Origin of the sequence: Burkholderia sp. B21-005, from assembly GCF_020843965.1 — a bacterium.
GTDB lineage: Bacteria > Pseudomonadota > Gammaproteobacteria > Burkholderiales > Burkholderiaceae > Burkholderia > Burkholderia ambifaria.
In genome coordinates, this window is the sequence record NZ_CP086302.1 from 1,926,266 (window position 1) to 1,944,720 (window position 18,455).

At 65.3% G+C, this 18,455-nt stretch carries 19 protein-coding genes; 15 read left to right on the forward strand and 4 right to left on the reverse strand.

Annotated elements, in window-relative coordinates:
• The first annotated feature begins 99 nt into the window (after positions 1 to 99).
• From LMA02_RS25065 to LMA02_RS25070, 3 genes are read left to right on the forward strand one after another with little or no spacing between them, the layout of a single operon-like run.
• A complete protein-coding gene (locus LMA02_RS25065) occupies positions 100 to 1,113 on the forward strand; it encodes a DUF6402 family protein (protein WP_228907941.1) in 1,014 nt (337 codons plus the stop codon).
• Positions 1,086 to 1,322, forward strand: coding sequence for a DUF6402 family protein (locus LMA02_RS35330; protein ID WP_267478981.1), 237 nt, complete (start codon positions 1,086 to 1,088; stop codon positions 1,320 to 1,322). Before LMA02_RS25065 ends, LMA02_RS35330 begins: the two co-directional genes overlap by 28 nt.
• Complete coding sequence (locus LMA02_RS25070) at positions 1,289 to 1,720, forward strand: hypothetical protein (protein WP_228907942.1); 432 nt, start codon at positions 1,289 to 1,291, stop codon at positions 1,718 to 1,720. Before LMA02_RS35330 ends, LMA02_RS25070 begins: the two co-directional genes overlap by 34 nt.
• A gap of 134 nt (positions 1,721 to 1,854) precedes the next feature.
• Here LMA02_RS25070 and LMA02_RS25075 read toward each other — a convergent pair whose 3' ends face one another.
• Positions 1,855 to 3,414, reverse strand: coding sequence for a methyl-accepting chemotaxis protein (locus tag LMA02_RS25075; RefSeq protein ID WP_228907943.1), 1,560 nt, complete (start codon positions 3,412 to 3,414; stop codon positions 1,855 to 1,857).
• Between the two features lie 228 nt (positions 3,415 to 3,642).
• Between LMA02_RS25075 and LMA02_RS25080 the strand changes: the two genes are divergently transcribed.
• Positions 3,643 to 5,157, forward strand: a complete 1,515-nt coding sequence (locus LMA02_RS25080) for an MDR family MFS transporter (protein ID WP_228907944.1) — start codon at positions 3,643 to 3,645, stop codon at positions 5,155 to 5,157.
• A 96-nt stretch (positions 5,158 to 5,253) separates the two neighbouring features.
• Here the strand turns inward: LMA02_RS25080 and LMA02_RS25085 are convergent, their stop codons facing one another.
• Positions 5,254 to 6,252 carry a quinone oxidoreductase family protein gene (locus tag LMA02_RS25085; protein WP_228907945.1) on the reverse strand — a complete coding sequence of 333 codons (999 nt, stop codon included), beginning with the start codon at positions 6,250 to 6,252 and terminating at the stop codon, positions 5,254 to 5,256.
• 125 nt (positions 6,253 to 6,377) lie between these two features.
• Here LMA02_RS25085 and LMA02_RS25090 point away from each other — a divergent pair, with 125 nt between their 5' ends.
• The 4 genes from LMA02_RS25090 to LMA02_RS25105 all read left to right on the forward strand — a co-directional run bounded on the left by LMA02_RS25090 (position 6,378) and on the right by LMA02_RS25105 (position 9,917).
• Positions 6,378 to 7,292 (forward strand): LysR family transcriptional regulator, encoded by a 915-nt coding sequence (locus tag LMA02_RS25090; RefSeq protein ID WP_228910004.1) that lies wholly within the window; start codon positions 6,378 to 6,380, stop codon positions 7,290 to 7,292.
• 101 nt (positions 7,293 to 7,393) lie between these two features.
• Positions 7,394 to 7,954 (forward strand): GNAT family N-acetyltransferase, encoded by a 561-nt coding sequence (locus tag LMA02_RS25095; RefSeq protein ID WP_228907946.1) that lies wholly within the window; start codon positions 7,394 to 7,396, stop codon positions 7,952 to 7,954.
• A 9-nt stretch (positions 7,955 to 7,963) separates the two neighbouring features.
• Entirely contained in the window at positions 7,964 to 8,812 is an 849-nt protein-coding gene (locus LMA02_RS25100) for a MerR family transcriptional regulator (protein WP_228907947.1), read from the forward strand.
• 124 nt (positions 8,813 to 8,936) lie between these two features.
• On the forward strand, positions 8,937 to 9,917 hold the full coding sequence (locus tag LMA02_RS25105; RefSeq protein WP_228907948.1) for a sulfonate ABC transporter substrate-binding protein: 981 nt from the start codon (positions 8,937 to 8,939) through the stop codon (positions 9,915 to 9,917).
• Positions 9,918 to 10,049: 132 nt separating this feature from the next.
• On the opposite strand, the gene LMA02_RS25110 is transcribed toward LMA02_RS25105, so the two are convergent.
• Positions 10,050 to 10,955 carry a LysR family transcriptional regulator gene (locus LMA02_RS25110; RefSeq protein ID WP_228907949.1) on the reverse strand — a complete coding sequence of 302 codons (906 nt, stop codon included), beginning with the start codon at positions 10,953 to 10,955 and terminating at the stop codon, positions 10,050 to 10,052.
• Between the two features lie 118 nt (positions 10,956 to 11,073).
• Between LMA02_RS25110 and LMA02_RS25115 the strand changes: the two genes are divergently transcribed.
• From LMA02_RS25115 to LMA02_RS25125, 3 genes are all read left to right on the forward strand, one after another.
• The gene (locus LMA02_RS25115) at positions 11,074 to 11,664 is read left to right on the forward strand and encodes a flavodoxin family protein (protein ID WP_228910005.1); all 591 of its coding nucleotides are present in this window, start codon (positions 11,074 to 11,076) and stop codon (positions 11,662 to 11,664) included.
• A gap of 330 nt (positions 11,665 to 11,994) precedes the next feature.
• Positions 11,995 to 12,198, forward strand: coding sequence for a cold-shock protein (locus LMA02_RS25120; RefSeq protein ID WP_006485974.1), 204 nt, complete (start codon positions 11,995 to 11,997; stop codon positions 12,196 to 12,198).
• A gap of 285 nt (positions 12,199 to 12,483) precedes the next feature.
• The gene (locus tag LMA02_RS25125; protein WP_006753082.1) at positions 12,484 to 12,693 is read left to right on the forward strand and encodes a hypothetical protein; all 210 of its coding nucleotides are present in this window, start codon (positions 12,484 to 12,486) and stop codon (positions 12,691 to 12,693) included.
• A 55-nt stretch (positions 12,694 to 12,748) separates the two neighbouring features.
• Here LMA02_RS25125 and speB read toward each other — a convergent pair whose 3' ends face one another.
• Entirely contained in the window at positions 12,749 to 13,717 is a 969-nt protein-coding gene (gene speB / locus LMA02_RS25130) for an agmatinase (RefSeq protein WP_228907950.1), read from the reverse strand.
• Positions 13,718 to 14,091: 374 nt separating this feature from the next.
• On the opposite strand from speB, the gene LMA02_RS25135 reads away from it, so the two are divergent.
• The 4 genes from LMA02_RS25135 to LMA02_RS25150 all read left to right on the forward strand — a co-directional run bounded on the left by LMA02_RS25135 (position 14,092) and on the right by LMA02_RS25150 (position 18,452).
• On the forward strand, positions 14,092 to 14,763 hold the full coding sequence (locus LMA02_RS25135; protein ID WP_228907951.1) for a lysoplasmalogenase: 672 nt from the start codon (positions 14,092 to 14,094) through the stop codon (positions 14,761 to 14,763).
• Positions 14,764 to 15,009: 246 nt separating this feature from the next.
• Positions 15,010 to 16,593: a flavin-containing monooxygenase gene (locus tag LMA02_RS25140; protein WP_228907952.1), complete on the forward strand. Its 1,584-nt coding sequence runs from the start codon at positions 15,010 to 15,012 to the stop codon at positions 16,591 to 16,593.
• Between the two features lie 21 nt (positions 16,594 to 16,614).
• Positions 16,615 to 17,550, forward strand: a complete 936-nt coding sequence (locus LMA02_RS25145; protein ID WP_228907953.1) for an SDR family NAD(P)-dependent oxidoreductase — start codon at positions 16,615 to 16,617, stop codon at positions 17,548 to 17,550.
• Entirely contained in the window at positions 17,547 to 18,452 is a 906-nt protein-coding gene (locus LMA02_RS25150) for a metal-dependent hydrolase (protein WP_228907954.1), read from the forward strand. Before LMA02_RS25145 ends, LMA02_RS25150 begins: the two co-directional genes overlap by 4 nt.
• Positions 18,453 to 18,455 lie beyond the last annotated feature (3 nt).

The following is an 18,455-nucleotide window of genomic DNA, read 5'->3' on the forward strand; positions in this document are numbered from 1 at the left end:
TGCGCTCGCGTTTCGTCCTGTTCCGGCCATACCCGATGATTTATCCGCTTGCGGCCTGTCACTACGATGTCAGGTCATTCGTTGCAAGCGGAATATTCGATGGCCGACGTAAAAAAAGCGCCGTACTACAAGCCGCAAAAGGGATGGTGGGGACCAGAACTGAAGGAGTACAAGGGGCGCCAGGGATGCGTTCCTCTTGAGACTCAAAAGAGCGTGTCGATCGACAGACATGCCCCGGGGGAAAAGCCGCCACCCCCCGCTCATCTCGATGCGATCACTCAAGCCCCGCAGACGCCGAAGCAGCCGGCTGCGCCTCAATTACAGCCGAAGGCTGATCAGGCAACGCCTAAAACGCCGCCGAAACAAGCGGAATCGGAAGTTTGCGAAAATCCACCGCCTTTCGATCTTCAGGACGTGCCAATTGCGATGGACAATTTGGGTTGGAAGGTTTCAGCCAGGCTTGCTCGGATATGGTTTGCGGGGCCTGCGCATACGTACAATGACGCCCCGACCTCAACCCAACCATCGAACGAAGTTGACGTCACCCTTGACTGGGTACTGAAATTCGGAAGCGTCAAGAAAAAATATAAAAAACTTATCGATGGAGATATTTATAGCGAGCGATCCATCCGCGCAGCCACAAATATCATCAAGCCCTTCGTCAAAAAGCTTTTTCTCGAACGACATTCAACGCTCAACATCAATACGTCGAGACTTACCGGCGATTTGCGAAAACTTCACAACGATTGGCAATTTCAGCTATTACCAATAAGAAATTGGGATACCCTCAATAATCTTACCCCAACGGACCTCACGGGGGCATTGGCCAACTTCAACATCTACGTCGCCATAGGAAACGTAGAAATTTCCTCAAGAGAGAAATATTTCAAATATGAAAAATCTGGAAATTTGTACTGTCTCAACGTCACAGGAAAAATCACGCACATTTACCTTTACGTGAAAGATAGTTACTCATTCAACGGAAAACAATATTTAGGACACTGTAATAAACGCGGGGTCATTATTGCTCCGGAGCGTTACTCACGGAATCAAGTTCACCAAAGCGCGATTCCGACATCGACATTTTGGCAAAGAGCCTCAACAAGCCAGTAGATACGCGTAGAAGTCTGTTTGGCAAATTCAAAGAATCGGATGTCTACTTTCCGATCTACAATGCAGACTACAATCGTTGGAGAGAAAGACACCGCCACGGCATGGACTTCATGATATATTCCAAACCAATCTATTTGAAGTTAAATAAACCCATTAACTTTGAGCTTGGCGAGATATGCAGACTAGAGCCATCAAATACATTGGCTTAGCCATTATTATTTTCATTGCCACAGGTTTTATCACCCATCTCAGTCGCCCCATCTATGGCCGATGCGATTTCTATGACAGGCCAGACACATTGGATGGCGGCACGAAAAATATGAATGGCGTTCAATATCGATTCAAAATGTGCGGTACCGGCGGGAACGATCAAGACGCGACGAATGACGAAATAGTGTTGGAAGTTTTCAGCGATAAAGGAGAACTTCTTGCAAGACGATATTTCTCGGTCAATTGGTATCACGGCGCACTTTTTCATCGACCGTTGAATTACAAGGGCAATCTGGTGCGTTATATCGACTTGACCGATGAGTCCAGCCCTGAAAAATACCTGAAGATTCCGCCAACCAAGTGGGACTGGCTTCGTGCCAGGTTGCCGCTGTTTTGAGCCCCACGAAATAAAACCTCTCGATCATGGCTACATTCTCAATACACGCCATGGACCGAGCCTGTGAAGTATGTCGTTGGCGGCGCACGGCGCAGCCGCGTTGCTGCCCCTTGCGCCGCCCACCCCACGATCACTCAAGCCACCCGAAACGCCCCCACCGCCCGCCGCAACCCGTCGGCCTGCTCCTCGAGCGACGCAGCCGCGGCCGCCGCCTGCTCGACCAGCGCCGCGTTCTGCTGCGACACCTGGTCCATCTGCGACACCGCGAGGTTCACCTGCTCGATCCCGTCACGCTGCTCGTTCGACGCGGCCGCGATCTCGGTCATGATGCCCGTCACGCGGCCGATCGCCTGCTGAATGTCCTGCATCGTCGCGCCAGCCACGCCGACCAGCCGCGACCCCGTCGCGACACGCTCGACCGACTCGCCGATCAGCGTGCGGATTTCCTTCGCGGCGGAGGCCGAGCGCTGCGCGAGCGTGCGCACTTCGCCCGCGACCACCGCGAAGCCACGGCCCTGCTCGCCCGCGCGCGCGGCTTCGACCGCCGCATTCAGCGCGAGGATGTTGGTCTGGAACGCGATGCCCTCGATCGTGCCGATGATGTCGGCCACCTTCTGTGAGCTCTGGTCGATCTCGTTCATCGTGCCGATCACTTCGCCGACGACCGTCGCGCCGCGCGTCGCGATCTCGCTCGCGGTGTCCGCGCAGGCCTGCGCCTCGACCGCGTGATCGGCGTTCTGCTTCACGGTCGCCGTCAGCTGTTCCATGCTCGCGGCCGTCTGCTGCAGCGCGGATGCCTGCTCCTCGGTGCGCTGCGACAGGTCGGTGTTGCCGGCCGCGATCTGGTGCGTCGCGCTCGAGATCGCTTCGGAGCCCTGGCTGACCTGGCGCACCGTATCGGCGAGGCTGCGCTGCATGCCCGTCACGCCCTTGACCAGTTCGGCCATCTCGTCGCGCGACGACCAGCGCACTTCCGACGTCAGGTCGCCTTCCGACAGGCGGCGGAAATGCGACAGCAGCCGGTTCACCGGTTGCGTGATCGCGAAATGCAGGCCGACCGCGCAGCCGAAACACGCGGCGAGCCCGAACGCGATGCCGGCGATCGCGCCCGCGCGCATCCAGCCGTAATAGGTCTGGGCGGTGTCGTAGACATCCTTGCCGCGTGCGACCTGGTACGCATCGAGCGCATCGGTCGCCTGCGTGAGCGCGACCGACAGCGGCGGCGCGACCGTCATCAGCAGCCGGTCGGCGTCGTCGCGACGTCCCGCGCGGATCGCGTCGCTCAGCGGCTTCAACGCCTGTCCGATCAGCGCCTGGCGCGCGGCGTCGAGCCGGGTCGCGAGCGGACCTTCGTCGCCGTCGTGCGGCATGCCCGCGTAGGTGCGCCACGCGGCGTCGGCCTTCGCGAGATAGTTGTCGGCCTTCTTGAGGAGATCCGGCACGTCCGGCGCCTCCGGATGCAGCAGCGCGCGGTCGAGCGTGGTACGCACGATCGTCAGGTTCAGGCTCGCGGCGGACAGCGCGGTCTTCGCGGCCAGTTGGCGCGTATAGGCCTCGTCGAGCGCACGGTTCGAGCTCTGCATGCCGATGAGGCCGATCAGGCCCGACACGACGAGCAGCACGGCGACGAGACCGAGCGTGGAAAAAATCCGCGTACGGATCGAGAAACGGGAAAACAGGGCGTTCAGGTTCATGACGGCACGTGAGCGATGAAAGGTGCCGCGGCATTCGGCGCGCGGCACTCTGGATTACGGTTTGCCTGCAAAAAACTTGAGTCCGGCCCTCTTTCGGGCTGATCGCGGTCAAATTTCCGGCCGGCAATCTTCTGTTACCGGTGCAACAAATCGAGGCTCGGCAGAAATTGACTGGTCAATTAATTGACTCTATATTTCGGTCAATTCCCTGCCATGGCAGATATCTCGATGAGAACCGATACCCTCCTTGCTCCGCCGGCCGCCGAAGCGGCCCGCCGCGACACGCCGACCGGGCTGGTCATCGGCGCGCTGCTGCTCGTCATGCTGCTGTCCGCGCTCGACCAGACGATCGTGTCGACCGCGCTGCCGACGATCGTCGGCGAGCTCGGCGGCCTCGACCAGCTGTCGTGGGTCGTCACCGCGTACCTGCTGTCGTCGACGGTCGTGCTGCCGCTGTACGGCAAGCTCGGCGACCTGTACGGCCGCAAGATCGTGCTGCAGGCCGCGATCGTGCTGTTTCTCGCCGGCTCCGCGCTGTGCGGCATCGCACAGGACATGACGCAGCTGATCGTGCTGCGTGCGCTGCAAGGGTTCGGCGGCGGCGGGCTGATGGTCGTGACGATGGCCGCGATCGGCGACCTGGTGCCGCCCGACCGCCGTGCGCGCTACCAGGGGATGTTCGGCGGCGTGTATGGCCTCGCGACGATCGTCGGGCCGCTGCTCGGCGGCTTCCTGGTCGAACACCTGTCGTGGCGCTGGATCTTCACGATCAACCTGCCGCTCGGCGCGCTCGCGCTCGCGGTGATCGGCATCGTGTTCCGGCCGCACACCGCGCACGTGAAGCACCGGATCGACTACATGGGCGCCGCGTTCCTCGCGACGGCCCTCACCTGCGTGATCCTGTTCACCAGTGAAGGCGGTTCGCTGCTGCCGTGGTCGTCGCCGCAGCTGTGGATGACGCTCGTGCTCGGGCTGGTCGCGCTTGGCGGCTTCGTCTACGAGGAGCGGCTCGCGGCCGAGCCGATCATGCCGCTCGAACTGTTCCGCCAGCGCACCTTCGTGCTGATGAGCCTGATCGGCTTCGTCGTCGGCATCGCGCTGTTCGGCTCGGTCACGTTCATTCCGCTCTATCTGCAGGTCGTGAAGGGATCGACGCCGTCGCAGGCCGGGATGCAGCTGCTGCCGATGATGGGCGGGATGCTCGCGATGTCGGTCGCGAGCGGCCGGCTGATCTCGCGGTTCGGCACGTATCGCCCGTTTCCAATCGCGGGGACGCTGATCGGCGGCATCGCGATGGCGCTGCTGTCGACGCTGTCGCTCGACACGCCGCTGCACACCATGTACGCGTATATGGCGCTGCTCGGGATCGGGCTCGGCATGGTGATGCCGGTGCTGACGCTCGCCGTGCAGAACACGGTCGAATTCCGGCACATGGGTGTCGCGACGTCGGGCGCGACGCTGTTCCGCTCGATCGGCGGCTCGCTCGGCGTCGCCGCGTTCGGCGCGCTGTTCTCGCACGGGCTGCAGTCGCGCATCACGCAGGCGCTGCCGGCCGGCACGGAGCTGCCGACCGCGCTCGGCCCGGCGGCCGTGCACCAGTTGCCGGAGGCGGTGCGCGATGCGTATCTGCACGCGTTCGCCGGGTCGCTGCATGTGGTGTATCTGTCGGCGGCGGGCGTGATCGCGATCGCCTTCGTGCTCGCGTGGTTCGTCGAGGGTGCGCCGTTGCGCACGCATCACTGATCGGCAAGCAGCGGCGGCATGGCGCCGCCGCCTGGCCGCCGATCAACACCACGAGGTGATCCTCGTCACGCCCTTCGGTCGCCGCGCGCTCGGCCGTCACGGCACCAGCACCACCCCGCCCGTCGTCTGACGCGACTCCAGCAAACGATGCGCGTCGGCCGCCCGTTCGAGCGGCAGCCGCGCGCCGATCTCCACGTGCATCCCGTCCGCGAGCCGCTCGAGCGTCGCGCGCGCCGCTTCCCGATACCCCGCGACGTCTCGCGCAATGAAGCCGAGCACGCTCGGCCGCGCCAGCGCGATCGAGCGGGCCGGGCCCAGTTCGTCGAGATCGATCGTCTGCCGCGCGCCGATCGCGGCAACCTGTCCGATGCTCGCGACCATCCCGAACGGCCGGACCGCGCCGAGCGTACGCGTCAGCACGTCGCCGCCGATCCCGTCGATCGCATAGTCGACGCCCGCGCCGCCGCCGAACGCGCGGGCCGCCGCGACAAAGTCCTCCTCGCGATAGTCGACCACCGCTTCCGCCCCATGCGCGCGCACCAATGCGGCCTTCGCGGCCGAGCCGACCGTACCGATCACCCGCGCGCCGAGCGCGCGCGCCCACTGCGTCGCCAGCAGCCCGACGCCGCCGGCCGCCGCATGCACGAGCACGGTGTCGCCCGCGCCGACCTGTCGGACGCGGTGCAGCAGCATGTAGACGGTGATCCCTTTCAGCAGCCCGGCCCCCGCCGCGTCGTCGCTCACGCCGTCGGGCACGGGCACCACGCGCTCGGCGGGCAGCGTGCGCAGGCTCGCGTAGCTGCCGGTCGGCATCCCCGCATACGCGACGCGCTGGCCCGGGACGAGCGCCGTCACGCCGGGGCCGACCGCGTCGATCACGCCGGCCGCCTCGACGCCGAGCGCGTCCGGCAGCGCCGGCAACGGATGCGCGCCGGTCCTGAAATAGATGTCGACGAAATTCACGCCGACGGCGGTCTGGCGAATCCGCACCTCGCCGGCGCCGGGCGGCCCGACGGGCGCATCGACGCGGCGCAGCACGCCGGCGTCGCCGTAGCGGTCGATCCCGATCCGGGTGGCGGTGACAACCTGGGTCATGACGTTCCTCGCAATCGAATGAAGTGACACGATCATCCCACCGTGCATAATCGATCGGAATTCCCGTTACGCGCCCATCTACCGTGCAAAATTCGACCGATCTGACGCCGGTATCTCCGCTGCCGATGAGCTGGGACGACCTCCGCTATTTCCTCGCGGTGATGCGCGGCGGCAGCCTGTCGGCCGCCGCGCGGGTCCTGCAGGTCCAGCATTCGACGGTCGCTCGGCGCATCGACGCGCTGGAATCCGCGCTCGGCATCCGGCTGTTCGACCGGCTGCCGCGCGGCTGGCCGCCGACCGACGAAGGGCTGCATCTCGCCGAGCACGCGGCCCGCGTCGAAGCCGACGTGCATGCGTTCGCGCGCGCCGCGCAGGGGGCGGCGGCGCTCGACGGCGTCGTGCGCGTGTCGGCGTCGCCGGTATTTGCGAGCCACTTCCTCGCGCCGCGGCTCGCCCGCGCGCAACGCGCATGGCCCGCGCTGCGGATCGACCTGATGGGCGAAATGCACGCGGCCAACCTGTACGCACGCGAAGCCGACCTCGCGGTGCGCCTGTCGCGACCGAGCGAGCCGGGGCTGGCCGCGCGCCGGCTCGGCACGATGCGCTTCGCGCTGTGCGCGTCGCCCGAGCGGGCCGCCGAGCCGTCCGACACCTGGGCATTCCTCGGCTACGACGACGCACTCGCGCAGGTGCCGCAACAGCAGTGGCTCGAACGCTTCGCGGCCGGCCGCCGCTTCGCGTTCGTCGCCAACGATCTGGCCGCGCTGCATCGTGCGTGCGTGGCCGGCGCGGGGATCGCGTTGCTGCCGCGCTTTCTGGTCGATGCACCGGTGATGGACGCGGGCGCGGGCACGCCGGCCTCGGCCGATCCGTCGCTGCCGGCCACCGCGGCGCTCGTCGAACTGACGTCGGCGCCTCGTTGCGATGTCGAGCGCGAGATCTGGCTCGTCGTCCACCCGGACGTGCGACGCTCGCCGCGCGTGCAGCGCGTCGCGGACGCGATCGCCGACGCGGTGCGCGCCGCGGACGGCCACCTGTAGACCGGTACGCCCGGCATGCCAGGTGCACGACGCTGCCGATGCCTTTACCGCACCGCCCGGCGGCCGGCATAGTAGCGGTTTCGTCCGCCCGCTCCGCCACCATGCCCGCTGCTACCGCCTGCGTCGTCCGCGACGCGACCGAGTCCGATCTCGCCGCCATTCACGCGATCTATGCGCACCACGTGCACCACAGCGTCGCGTCGTTCGAGGAGACGTCGCCCGACGTCGACGAACTGCGCGCGCGCCGCGACGCGGTGCTGCGTCACGGGCTGCCCTATCTCGTCGCGGAATGCGACGGCTGCATCGCCGGCTACGCGTATGCGACGCCGTATCGCACGCGCAGCGCATACCGCCACACGATCGAGGACTCGATCTACATCGACGACGCACAGCGCGGCCGCGGCATCGGCCGCGCGCTGCTCGCGGCGCTGATCGCGCGGTGCGAGACCGGCCCGTGGCGACAGATGATCGCGGTGATCGCCGACGGGGGCACCGGCGGCTCCACGTCGCTGCACCGCGCATTCGGTTTCGAGCCGGCGGGCATGCTGAAGGCGGTCGGTTTCAAGCACGGCCGCTGGATCGATACCGCGCTGATGCAGCGCGCGCTCGGCGACGGCGCACGCACGCTCCCCGCCTCGCCCGAGCCTGTCGCGTCGCGCTAGAATGGCCGCATGTCAAAACAGACTCCCACCATGCCGGACGAGGCCGCCGCGAATTCCCGCAACGAGTACACGGTCGACGAACTCGCGCGCGTGTCCGACACGACCGTGCGCAACGTTCGTGCGTACCAGGATCGCGGGCTGCTCGCGCCGCCCGAGAAGCGCGGGCGCGTCGGCATCTACGACGACACGCACGTCGCCCGCCTGAAGCTGATCAACCACTTGCTCGCACGCGGCTACACGCTGTCGAACATCCAGGACCTGATCAAGGCGATCGACGAAGGTCACGACCTGCGCTCGATCCTCGGCCTGGAAAACGCGATCGGCGGTCGCTGGTCGCACGAACTGCCGAAAACCTATTCGCTCGCCGCCCTCGCGCAGATGTTCGGCCCGCAGACGGCGTCGCAACTGTCGCGCGTGACCGAACTCGGGCTGCTCGAACGGCACGGCCTGTCGTTCGTCGCGAAAAGCCCCGCGCTGCTCGAGGCAGCGGCCGCGATGACGAAGGAAGGCATCCCGCCGCGCGAACTGCTCGACGTGATCAGCCTCGCGCGGCCGCACTTCGACGCGATCGCGCGGCTACTCGTCGATCTCGTCGTGAAGCGGCTCGACCGCTACGACGAAGGCACGCTGCCGCCGGTGACCGACGTGCCCGCGCTCGTCGATGCAATCTGGCGCCTGCGCCCGCTCGCGGCCGTGTTCGTCGAAGGCGAGACGAACCGTGCGCTCGAGAACGCGGCAAGCGCCTATCTCGGCGGGCGCGTCGCGACGATCCTCGACAAGAAGCTCAGCGACGAGGCGGCGCGGCAATCCGGCACGACCGATACGTCCGATCCGCAAGGCGACGGCGACAAAGCATAGGGCCGTCGCCGTCATATTCATATCGGCAATGCTTCGTTTGCGGGCGCGATCGCCCATGCGACGATTCTTCCAACCGGGCGGCACCGGCCGCTCGCCAGAAGACGTTTCGCATGGAGCTCGTTCGATGATTCGTTTCACCCGCTGGATCACCCGCACTGCCGCCGTCGCGCTCGTGGCGCTCTCCGCCACGTCGACCTTTGCGCAGGGCGGCGCCGACAAGGTCGTGCGCATCGGCTACCAGAAGGCCGGCCTGCTATCGATCATCAAGGCACAAGGCTCGCTCGAAGCACGGCTCAAGCCGCTCGGCTATGGCGTGCAGTGGTTCGAATTCCCCGCCGGCCCGCAACTGCTCGAAGCGTTGAACGCGAACAGCATCGACTTCGGCTATACGGGCGCGCCGCCGCCGGTGTTCGCGCAGGCGGCCGGCGTGCGGTTCGTCTATGTCGGCGCGGAGCCGCCGGCCCCGCACAACGAAGCCGTGTTCGTGAAGGCCGATTCGCCGATCCGTTCGGTCGCCGAGCTGCGCGGCAAGAAGGTCGCGCTGCAGAAAGGCTCGAGCGCGAACTACCTGCTGCTCGAAGCGCTGAAGAAGGCTGGCGTGCGCTACGACGAAATTCACCCCGTGTATCTCGCGCCGGCCGACGCGCGCGCAGCGTTCGAGAGCGGCAACGTCGACGCGTGGGTCGTATGGGACCCGTACTATGCGGCCGCGCAGAATGCGCTGAAGGTGCGCACGCTGTCCGACTATACGGGGCTCGCGGCGACCAACAACTTCTATGAAGCGACGCGCGACTTCGCGCAACAGCATCCGGACGTGGTCGGCGCGATCCTGAAACAGGCGCGCGAAACGGGCCAGTGGGTCAACGGGCATCCGGCCGACACGGCCGCACTGCTCGCGCCGAAGGTCGGCCTGCCGCAACCGCTCGTCGAGACGTGGATCAAGCGCGTACCATTCGGCGCGGTGCCGCTCGACGACCGGATCGTCGCGGCGCAGCAGCGGGTTGCCGATGCGTTCCATACGGCAAAGTTGATTCCGCAAAAGCTGAGCGTCGCGGAGAATGCGTGGATCGACACGAACGTGGCGAGTGCGCTCGCCGCGAAGTAACGCCAACGCACTCGAACGAGGCCGACGGACACCCTGCCCGTCGGCTTTTTTTTCTTCTCGAATTTGCGGGAAACGCGGGACGACCTGCCAACGGGTTCCCTGCCCCGACCGCTGCCGCCGCTACCCTCGCGGCTAATCCAGATAGGGCGCCAACACGCCCTCGATCCAGTCCATGAAGGCCCGCACGCGCGGCGACAGATTGCGCCGATGGGCCACCACGAGCGACGCCGCGAGCGGCTCGGGACGCAGGTCGGGCAGAACCTCGACCAGCGCGCCGCTTTCAATGTGATGCGCGAGCGCCGAATATCCCGCCTGGATCAACCCGATGCCGGCAAGCCCGGCTGCGTGATAGGTCTGCACACTGTTGACCTGCATCGCGCTGGGCAACGGCAGCGACGCATAGCCGTCGCCATGCGGATATTCCCATCCGGGATGCCGGGCGCCGAGCGTCAGCGTGTAATGGACCATCCGGTGCCCCTGGCTGCGCAGATCGTCGAGCGTGTGCGGGATGCCGTACCGTGCCAGATAGCCCGGGCTCGCCGCATTCGTCATGCGCAGCTTGCCCAGCGGTCGGGCAATCAGCGTGTCGTCGGCGATCGGACCCAGCCGGATCACGCAATCGAACCCTTCCTGGACGAGATCGACGCGCCGATCGGTGCTCGACAGTTCCAGTTCGAGCTCGGGATGCGCGGCCATCAGTTGCGGTAACGCGGGAACCACGACGCTGCGTGCCAGTTCGGTCGGCATGTCGACGCGCAACCTTCCGCGCAGGCGTGTGCCGTTACCCGAGAACATCGATTGCAATTCCTGTACTTCGGCCAGCAGGTCCCGTGCGCGGGAATAGAAGGCGCGGCCGTCTTCGGTGAGTTGCACGCTCCTCGTGGTCCGATGCAGGAGCGCCACCCCCACGTCGCGCTCGAGCTTGCGGATCACCATCGACACACGTCCTTTCTGGATGCCGAGGCTTTCGGCCGCCCGCGTGAAGCTCGTCATTTCGGCGACACGGGCAAAGATCAACAGCGCGTCGAGGTTTTGCATTGTTCACCCTGGAAGTAACAGCACGTTCAATCGGTCATCATTTATAACCCGGTTGCGACTCAGTAGAGTGCTTTCCCATGTCGTCGCCCGACGACAACCTGAACGAAAGGGAACAACCATGACGCAACACACTTCTTCGGTTAAAGCGGTCGTCGTCTACCACTCCGGCTACGGGCATACCGAACGTATGGCAACGGCGGTCGCCGAGGGTGCCGGCGCCGAACTCGTCGCAATCGACGCGGACGGAAATATTGCAGCGCACGCGTGGGACATGCTCGCCAGCGCCGATGCGATCCTGTTCGGCTCGCCGACCTACATGGGCGGCCCGAGTTGGCAGTTCAAGAAGTTCGCCGATGCATCGTCGAAGGTCTGGTTCGACGCCGGATGGCGCGACAAGATCTTTGGCGGCTTTACCAACAGCGCAAGCATCAACGGCGACAAGCTCAATACGCTCGAATACTTCGTCCTGCTCGCCGGCCAGCACGGCGGGATCTGGGCGAGCATGGACATCAAGCCGGCAAACGTGAAAGCCTCGATGCGTGACGACCTGAATCGCATGGGCTCCTATATCGCGCCGATGGCGCAGACGCCGGCCGACGCGTCGCCCGACGAGATGTCGCCCGGGGATCTCGAGACGGCACGCCGGTATGGCGCACGCGTCGCAACGATCGCCGGACAGTTTCGGGCAGGACGCGCTCGAATCGGCTGAAATCCGGGGGTGCGGGGCAAGCCGGCCTGCATGCCTTCGAGCTGTGCCGCGGTATGATGACGGTACCTGCGCGCCACGCGGGATCGGGCGCGCAGCCATTCGGGGCCGCATCGTTTCGTCCGCCAACCGGACCGTCCAATGAAACAGTTACAACATAACGATTGACGGCCGCACTGGCGGCGCGTAGTGTGTCGCCAGAAGTTCAAGAAGTTCGATTGCTGTTCATCAATTGTCGCTACCCAGCGATATTCGTGGTCCTCTCCCTCCTTGACGCTTCAAACGCTCTCTCATAGAGCAAAATCTTTCTATTTTTTTCATCAAGGATTCTTCATGGATACCGGTATCGTCAAGTGGTTCAACGACAGCAAAGGCTTTGGCTTCATCACCCCGGACAACGGCGGCGACGACCTGTTCGCGCATTTCTCGGAAATTCGCGCCGACGGCTTCAAGACGCTGGCTGAAAACCAGAAGGTGAGCTTCGAAACGAAGCAAGGCCCGAAGGGTCTGCAAGCGGCCAACATCAAGCCGCTGTAAGGTTTGAAGGACCCGGCCTCCCGTAACGGACGCCGGGTTGCAGCGACATCCTCGCGGAGCTTCGACTCCCAAAGTTGGCGCGATTGCTCTTAGCTGCATCTGATTGATCAGCAGCTTGCCGAGCGCCACACGCCTCGTTGCACTTCATTCTCCCCTCTGGCTGCAAGGCCCCTTTTCCGCTTTTCGACTGCTTCAGATTCAGCTCGCAATGGCTTTGAATCGGCGCATCCGTGCACATTTCGCACGGCACGCGCGCACTCGAACATTATTAAAATTAAAACGCAAATGCAAAACCAACGAATTCAACAGTACAACGGCTATGCCGTTCAACCCTCGGCACATCGTTTGCCCGACGGTAGTTTTTCATCCAACCTGCTGCTCGAACGCGCCGAAGGCCGCTACCAGTTCTATTCGCTCGATTACTTCGTGAGCGAAGAGCAAGCGCTGCAGCATTCGAGCCGCTGGGCACGCAACTGGATCGACACGCGCGGCTAAAGCCAACGCCCGGCCATCGTTCCAGCGACGCGCCGGCGGCCTGCGCCGGCCCGCTTTACTTCAACGCACCCGCCACCTTCTTCTGTCGCCACAGACACAGCAGATCGCACGCGATATGCGCGGCCGCGATCGCGGTGATGTCCGCGTGATCGTAGGCGGGCGCCACCTCGACGACATCCGCCCCGATCAGGTTCACCGCACCGAGCCCGCGCACGATCGCGAGCGCCTGCGCTGACGACAACCCGCCCGCGACCGGCGTGCCCGTACCGGGCGCGAACGCCGGATCGAGGCAATCGATGTCGAACGTCAGGTATGCGGGCCGCGCGCCGACGATATCGACGATCCGCTCGACCGCCGCGCGCGCGCCGTGGTCGTGCACCCACGCGGCATCGAGCCGCTCGATCCCGAGAAAGTCGTCGTTCCACGTACGGATACCGACCTGCACGGACGTCGCGGGATCGATCAGCCCTTCCTTCACGGCCTTGTAGAACATCGTGCCGTGATTGAGGCTGTCCGGTTCGTCGTCGGCCCACGTATCGCAGTGCGCGTCGAAATGAATCAGCGACAGCGGCTTGCCGTAGCGCTCCGCGTGCGCGACCAGCAACGGATACGTGATGTAGTGGTCGCCGCCGAGCGTCAGCATCTTCGCGCCCGAGCGCAGGACCGTGCGCGCATGCTCGACGATCGACGGCTTGATCGACAGCGGATTGTGCGCGTCGAACCAGCAGTCGCCATAGTCGACGGCCGCGAGATCGTCGAATGGATCGAAGCCCCACGGATACGGATTGAGCTCCGCGAGTTGCACGCTCGCCGCGCGGATCGCGGCCGGCCCGAGCCTTGCGCCGGCACGATAGGTCGTCGCGAGATCGAGCGGCACGCCGGAAATCGCGACGTCGACACCGTCGAGCGCACGCGAATAGTTGCGGCGCATGAACGACAGCACGCCCGCATAAGTATTTTCGATCGAGGAGCCGTACGGCGTCGTGCGACGGATCGCACCGTCGCCGTGGAGAAGTTCGGTCATGGTCGGACCTGTAGTCGTGGCGGCCGGGCCGCCCGTATCGCCTGGTATTGGCGCGCGGGCCGGACACGGCATGGATTCATCGGGCACGCAACGGCTGTGCATCCTGTCGCGCGGCCGGACGGGACAACGACATCGACAACGGCAATACCGCGGCGATCATAGCAAGCCGAATTGAAGGCGTTGCCCCGGTTCAGCCGGGGCAACGCGCGGAAAAATCCAGCGGCGGCCTCGCCGCCCGTCGCCATCCATCGCCTACGTTTCCTAGAAGGATTCGCCGGTTCTTGCGCACCCGTTCTTCCGGATAATGGCCGGCAGCCGCGCCCGCGACGGCGCGCCGTCCGCCCACAAACAACCACAAACCGGAGACCCTCGCCTTGATCGCCACGCTTCCCGCCGCCTATCGCCGGCTCTGGCCGCTCGCCATCGCCGCCGCGCTGCTGTACGGGCTGTCGCTCGCCGCCGCGCCCTATCCGGGGCAGGCCGCCGCAAAAGCCGCGATGGGCATCCTGCTGCTCGCGGCCGGCAGCACCTGCGGCGCGCCGCGCGAACGCGCGTGGCTGTGCGCGGCGCTCGCGACTGCCGTGCTCGGCGACGTGCTGCTTGCACGGCCCGACTGGCCGCTGTCGTTCGTGTTCGGCCTCGGCGCGTTCCTGCTCACGCACATGTGCTATTGCGCGATCTTCTTCCGGTGGCGCGCGCGGCCGCACGGCTGGCGCATCGTCGCGCTCGTCGCGCTGTGGATCGCCGCGCCGGCGTTCTACGTCGCGTTCTTCCCGCACCTCGGCGAGTTGCTGGCGCCGGTCGCCGTCTACATGCTCGTGCTGTGCGTAATGGCGAGCTACGCGCTCGCCGCCCGCACGCGCAGCGCGCTGGTCGCCATCGGCAGCCTGATCTTCGTCGGCTCCGATACGCTGATCGGCGTCGGCCGGTTCCTCGGTGGCTTTCCCGCCATCGACTACCTGATCTGGGGCCTCTACGCGCTCGCGCAGGTCCTGATCGTGGCCGGGGTTTTCCATGAGACGGCCGCCCGCTCGATCCGTCCCTGATACTGTTTCAAACAGACCGCGGCGTACCGGCAGTGTCGTTCATCGCCGGTCCCGCCCTGCCGACGGCCCTTTCCGCGCCTCCCGCAATGCGGAAAGCAGCCCGTTCCAAACCCCGCTCAGCCTTTTCCCGTCAGGCTTCCTGCCGTTAGAGCGTCGCTTCTAGCCGCTTGCGGTTTCCGGGCTCACCCACTATCGTTACATCAACCAATGTAACATTAAAAAATGAGCCAAATCGGAGACACCCGGATGAATGCTCGCACCTTGCCTTTCGGCCCGCCCGGCCACGATGGCCCGGACGAAACCATCGACATTGCCATCATCGGCACCGGCTTTGCCGGGCTGGGGATGGCGATCCGCCTGCGGCAAACAGGGGTGACCGACTTCGTCGTCCTCGAGAAGGCCGCATCGGTCGGCGGCACGTGGCGCGACAATCATTACCCCGGGTGTGCATGCGACGTGCAATCGCACGTCTATTCGTTCTCGTTCGCGCCGAACCCGCGCTGGACGCGCATGTTCGCGCCGCAGCCGGAGATCCGCGCGTATCTGGAGGACTGCGTGCAGCGCTTCGGCGTCGGCCCGCACCTGCGCCTGAACCACGAACTGCAGCGCGCCGAGTACGACGAAACCGCGCAGCGCTGGCGCCTCACGTTCGCGAACGGCAAGCGGCTGTCGGCGCGCGTGCTGGTGTCGGGCATGGGCGGGCTGTCGCGCGCCGCGCTGCCGGCGATCCCCGGCGTCGAAAACTTCCAGGGCCGCGCCTTCCATTCGCAGCAGTGGGATCACGACTACCCGCTCGAAGGCAAGCGCGTCGCGGTGATCGGCACCGGCGCGAGCGCGATCCAGTTCGTGCCGCAGATCGCGCCGCGCGTGAAGGCACTCGCGCTGTTCCAGCGCACGCCGCCATGGATCATGCCGAAGCCCGACCGCAACCTGACCGGCTTCGAGAAATGGCTGTTCCGCACGCTGCCGTTCACGCAGAAGGCCGTGCGCAGCGGCATCTACTGGATGCTCGAATCGCGCGTGCTCGGCTTTGCGATCCATCCGTCGCTGATGAAGAACGTGCAGAAGCTCGCGCTGCGTCACATCCGCAAGCAGATCCCCGATCCGGCGCTGCGCAAGGCCGTCACGCCGAACTACACGCTCGGCTGCAAGCGCGTGCTGATCTCGAACGACTACTACCCGGCGCTGTCGCGCAAGAACGTCGACGTGATCACGACCGGCATCGACCACATCGAAGCCGACGCGGTCGTGACGACCGACGGCAAGCGTCATGAAGTCGACTGCCTGATCTACGGCACCGGCTTCCAGGTCGCCGATCCGTATCCGCGCGGGGCGATCGTCGGCCGCGGCGGCCTCGACATCGTCGACGCGTGGCGCGACGGCGCGCACGCCTACCTCGGCACGGCGCTGCCCGGCTACCCGAACTTCTTCATGATCGTCGGCCCGAACACGGGCCTCGGCCACAACTCGATGGTGTTCATGATCGAGTCGCAGATCGAATACATCCTCGGCGCGCTGCAGGCGATGCAGCGCGAGCGCGCGGATGCGGTCGAGGTGCGCCCGCTCGTCGAGGCGCAGTTCAACAACGACCTGCAGGGCAAGCTCAAGAAGGCGATCTGGTCGACGGGCGGCTGCAAGAGCTGGTACCTCGATCCGCGCACCGGCAAGAACACGACGCTGTGGCCCGGCTTCACGTGGCGCTTCCGCCAGGCGACCGCGCGCTTCTCGATCGCCGATTACCACGCGTATGGCGCGCCGCGGCACGACACGACCGCGCGGCCCGTCGCCGCGCCCGCCGCTTCCACTTCAACTTCCGCCGAAGCGGCCTGAGCCAGACAAGGAACCACCGACATGAGAGATTTCGCCAACAAGGTCGCCGCGATCACGGGTGCCGGCTCGGGCATGGGCCGCGCGCTCGCGGTCCAGCTCGCGCGGGCCGGCTGCCACGTGTCGCTCGCCGACAAGAACGGCGTCGGCCTCGCCGAAACCGAACGGATCGTCCGCGCGATCGCACCGAACGTGCGCGTGTCGACGCGCATGCTGGACGTCAGCGATCGCGACGCGATGTTCGCGTGGGCCGACGACACCGCGAAGGAGCACGGCAAGGTCAACCTGATCTTCAACAATGCGGGCGTCGCGCTGTCGAGCACGATCGAAGGGATGGAATACAGCGATCTCGAGTGGATCGTGAACATCAACTTCTGGGGCGTCGTGCACGGCACGAAGGCGTTCCTGCCGCACCTGAAGGCATCGGGCGACGGCCACGTGATCAACACGTCGAGCATCTTCGGGATCTTCGCGCAGCCGGGCATGAGCGGCTACAACGCGACCAAGTTCGCGGTGCGCGGCTTCACCGAATCGCTGCGCCAGGAACTCGACATGATGAAGTGCGGCGTGTCGGCCACCTGCGTGCATCCGGGTGGCATCCGCACGAACATCGCGCAGTCGAGCCGCGTCGCGAAAAACATGGTCGGCTTCATCGTCGAGAGCGAGCAGCAAGGCAAGGACAGCTTCGAGAAGTTCTTCATCACGAGCGCCGACGACGCCGCGCGCACGATCCTCGCCGGCGTGCGCAAGAACAAGCGCCGCGTGCTGATCGGCCGCGATGCGAAGGGCGCCGACTGGATGGCGCGCATCCTGCCGGCCGCCTACCAGGCGCTCGTCGTGCTCGCGACGCGCCGCGAGGCCGCGAAGGCCCGCCGCCATGCGGCACGCGGCACGCCCGCGCCCGCACCGCTGCACGCCACCTACAACAACGCAGGCAATCAGGGAGGTGAACAATCATGACGACCCCGAACATGATGCCGGTGCGGCGCGACATCCGTTTCGCTTTGCCGCCCGAACGCGCGAAGGACTGGCACGTGCAGGGCGTGCCGGTCACGCACTTCATGAACGCGCTGTCGCTGCTGTTCCCGGCCGGCGAACGCTTCTTCATGGATTCGGTGCGCAACTACCGCGACCGGATCGAGGATCCCGAGCTGAAGAAGCAGGTGCTCGGCTTCATCGGCCAGGAAGCGATGCACACGCGCGAGCACATCGAATACAACGACCTGCTGCAAGCGTCGGGCCTGCCCGCGCACAAGCTCGACAAGCGCCTGTGGACGATCCTCGGCTGGTTCAAGAAGGTGCTGCCGCATTCGATGCAGCTCGCGATCACGATCGCGCTCGAGCACTACACGGCGATCCTCGCGAACCAGCTGCTGTCGGGCCACGAGCACCGCATCGACGGCTCGGTCGAAGGCTACCAGCAGATGTGGATGTGGCACGCGATGGAGGAAACCGAGCACAAGGCCGTGTCGTACGACGTATGGACCACCGTGATGAAGCCGGGCCTCGGCAGCTACCTGCTGCGCACGGGCACGATGCTGACGACGACCGTGTTCTTCTGGACGATCGTGTTCGATTTCCACGTGCGCCTGATGCGCGCGCATCGTCGCGAACACGGCAAGTTCGGCGGCATGTGGCGCCTCGTGAAGTACCTGTACAGCCCGAAGCACGGCGTGTTCCCGAGCATCGCCGGCGAATGGCTCGACTATTTCCGCCCGGGCTTCCATCCGTGGGACCACGACAACCATCAGTACCTGCAGGGCCTCGACACGCTGCTCGCGAACATCGACGCGACCAACGCGCGCTACGCGGCGCAGGCCGCCCCGCGCCGCGTGCCGCTGCACCCGGTTGCGCAGGCATGACGT

Bases quoted from the DNA above. Each gene is read 5' to 3' on its own strand.
- LMA02_RS25095 (WP_228907946.1), top strand. From the start codon at position 7,394: ATGCCCGCTGCTACCGCCTGCGTCGTCCGCGACGCGACCGAGTCCGAT.
- LMA02_RS25090 (WP_228910004.1), top strand. From the start codon at position 6,378: ATGAGCTGGGACGACCTCCGCTATTTCCTCGCGGTGATGCGCGGCGGC.
- LMA02_RS25120 (WP_006485974.1), top strand. From the start codon at position 11,995: ATGGATACCGGTATCGTCAAGTGGTTCAACGACAGCAAAGGCTTTGGC.
- LMA02_RS25115 (WP_228910005.1), top strand. From the start codon at position 11,074: ATGACGCAACACACTTCTTCGGTTAAAGCGGTCGTCGTCTACCACTCC.
- LMA02_RS25100 (WP_228907947.1), top strand. From the start codon at position 7,964: ATGTCAAAACAGACTCCCACCATGCCGGACGAGGCCGCCGCGAATTCC.
- LMA02_RS25065 (WP_228907941.1), top strand. From the start codon at position 100: ATGGCCGACGTAAAAAAAGCGCCGTACTACAAGCCGCAAAAGGGATGG.
- LMA02_RS25075 (WP_228907943.1), bottom strand. From the start codon at position 3,414: ATGAACCTGAACGCCCTGTTTTCCCGTTTCTCGATCCGTACGCGGATT.
- LMA02_RS25070 (WP_228907942.1), top strand. From the start codon at position 1,289: ATGCAGACTAGAGCCATCAAATACATTGGCTTAGCCATTATTATTTTC.
- LMA02_RS25110 (WP_228907949.1), bottom strand. From the start codon at position 10,955: ATGCAAAACCTCGACGCGCTGTTGATCTTTGCCCGTGTCGCCGAAATG.
- LMA02_RS25125 (WP_006753082.1), top strand. From the start codon at position 12,484: ATGCAAAACCAACGAATTCAACAGTACAACGGCTATGCCGTTCAACCC.
- speB (WP_228907950.1), bottom strand. From the start codon at position 13,717: ATGACCGAACTTCTCCACGGCGACGGTGCGATCCGTCGCACGACGCCG.
- LMA02_RS25085 (WP_228907945.1), bottom strand. From the start codon at position 6,252: ATGACCCAGGTTGTCACCGCCACCCGGATCGGGATCGACCGCTACGGC.
- LMA02_RS25080 (WP_228907944.1), top strand. From the start codon at position 3,643: ATGAGAACCGATACCCTCCTTGCTCCGCCGGCCGCCGAAGCGGCCCGC.
- LMA02_RS25150 (WP_228907954.1), top strand. From the start codon at position 17,547: ATGACGACCCCGAACATGATGCCGGTGCGGCGCGACATCCGTTTCGCT.
- LMA02_RS25145 (WP_228907953.1), top strand. From the start codon at position 16,615: ATGAGAGATTTCGCCAACAAGGTCGCCGCGATCACGGGTGCCGGCTCG.
- LMA02_RS25105 (WP_228907948.1), top strand. From the start codon at position 8,937: ATGATTCGTTTCACCCGCTGGATCACCCGCACTGCCGCCGTCGCGCTC.
- LMA02_RS25140 (WP_228907952.1), top strand. From the start codon at position 15,010: ATGAATGCTCGCACCTTGCCTTTCGGCCCGCCCGGCCACGATGGCCCG.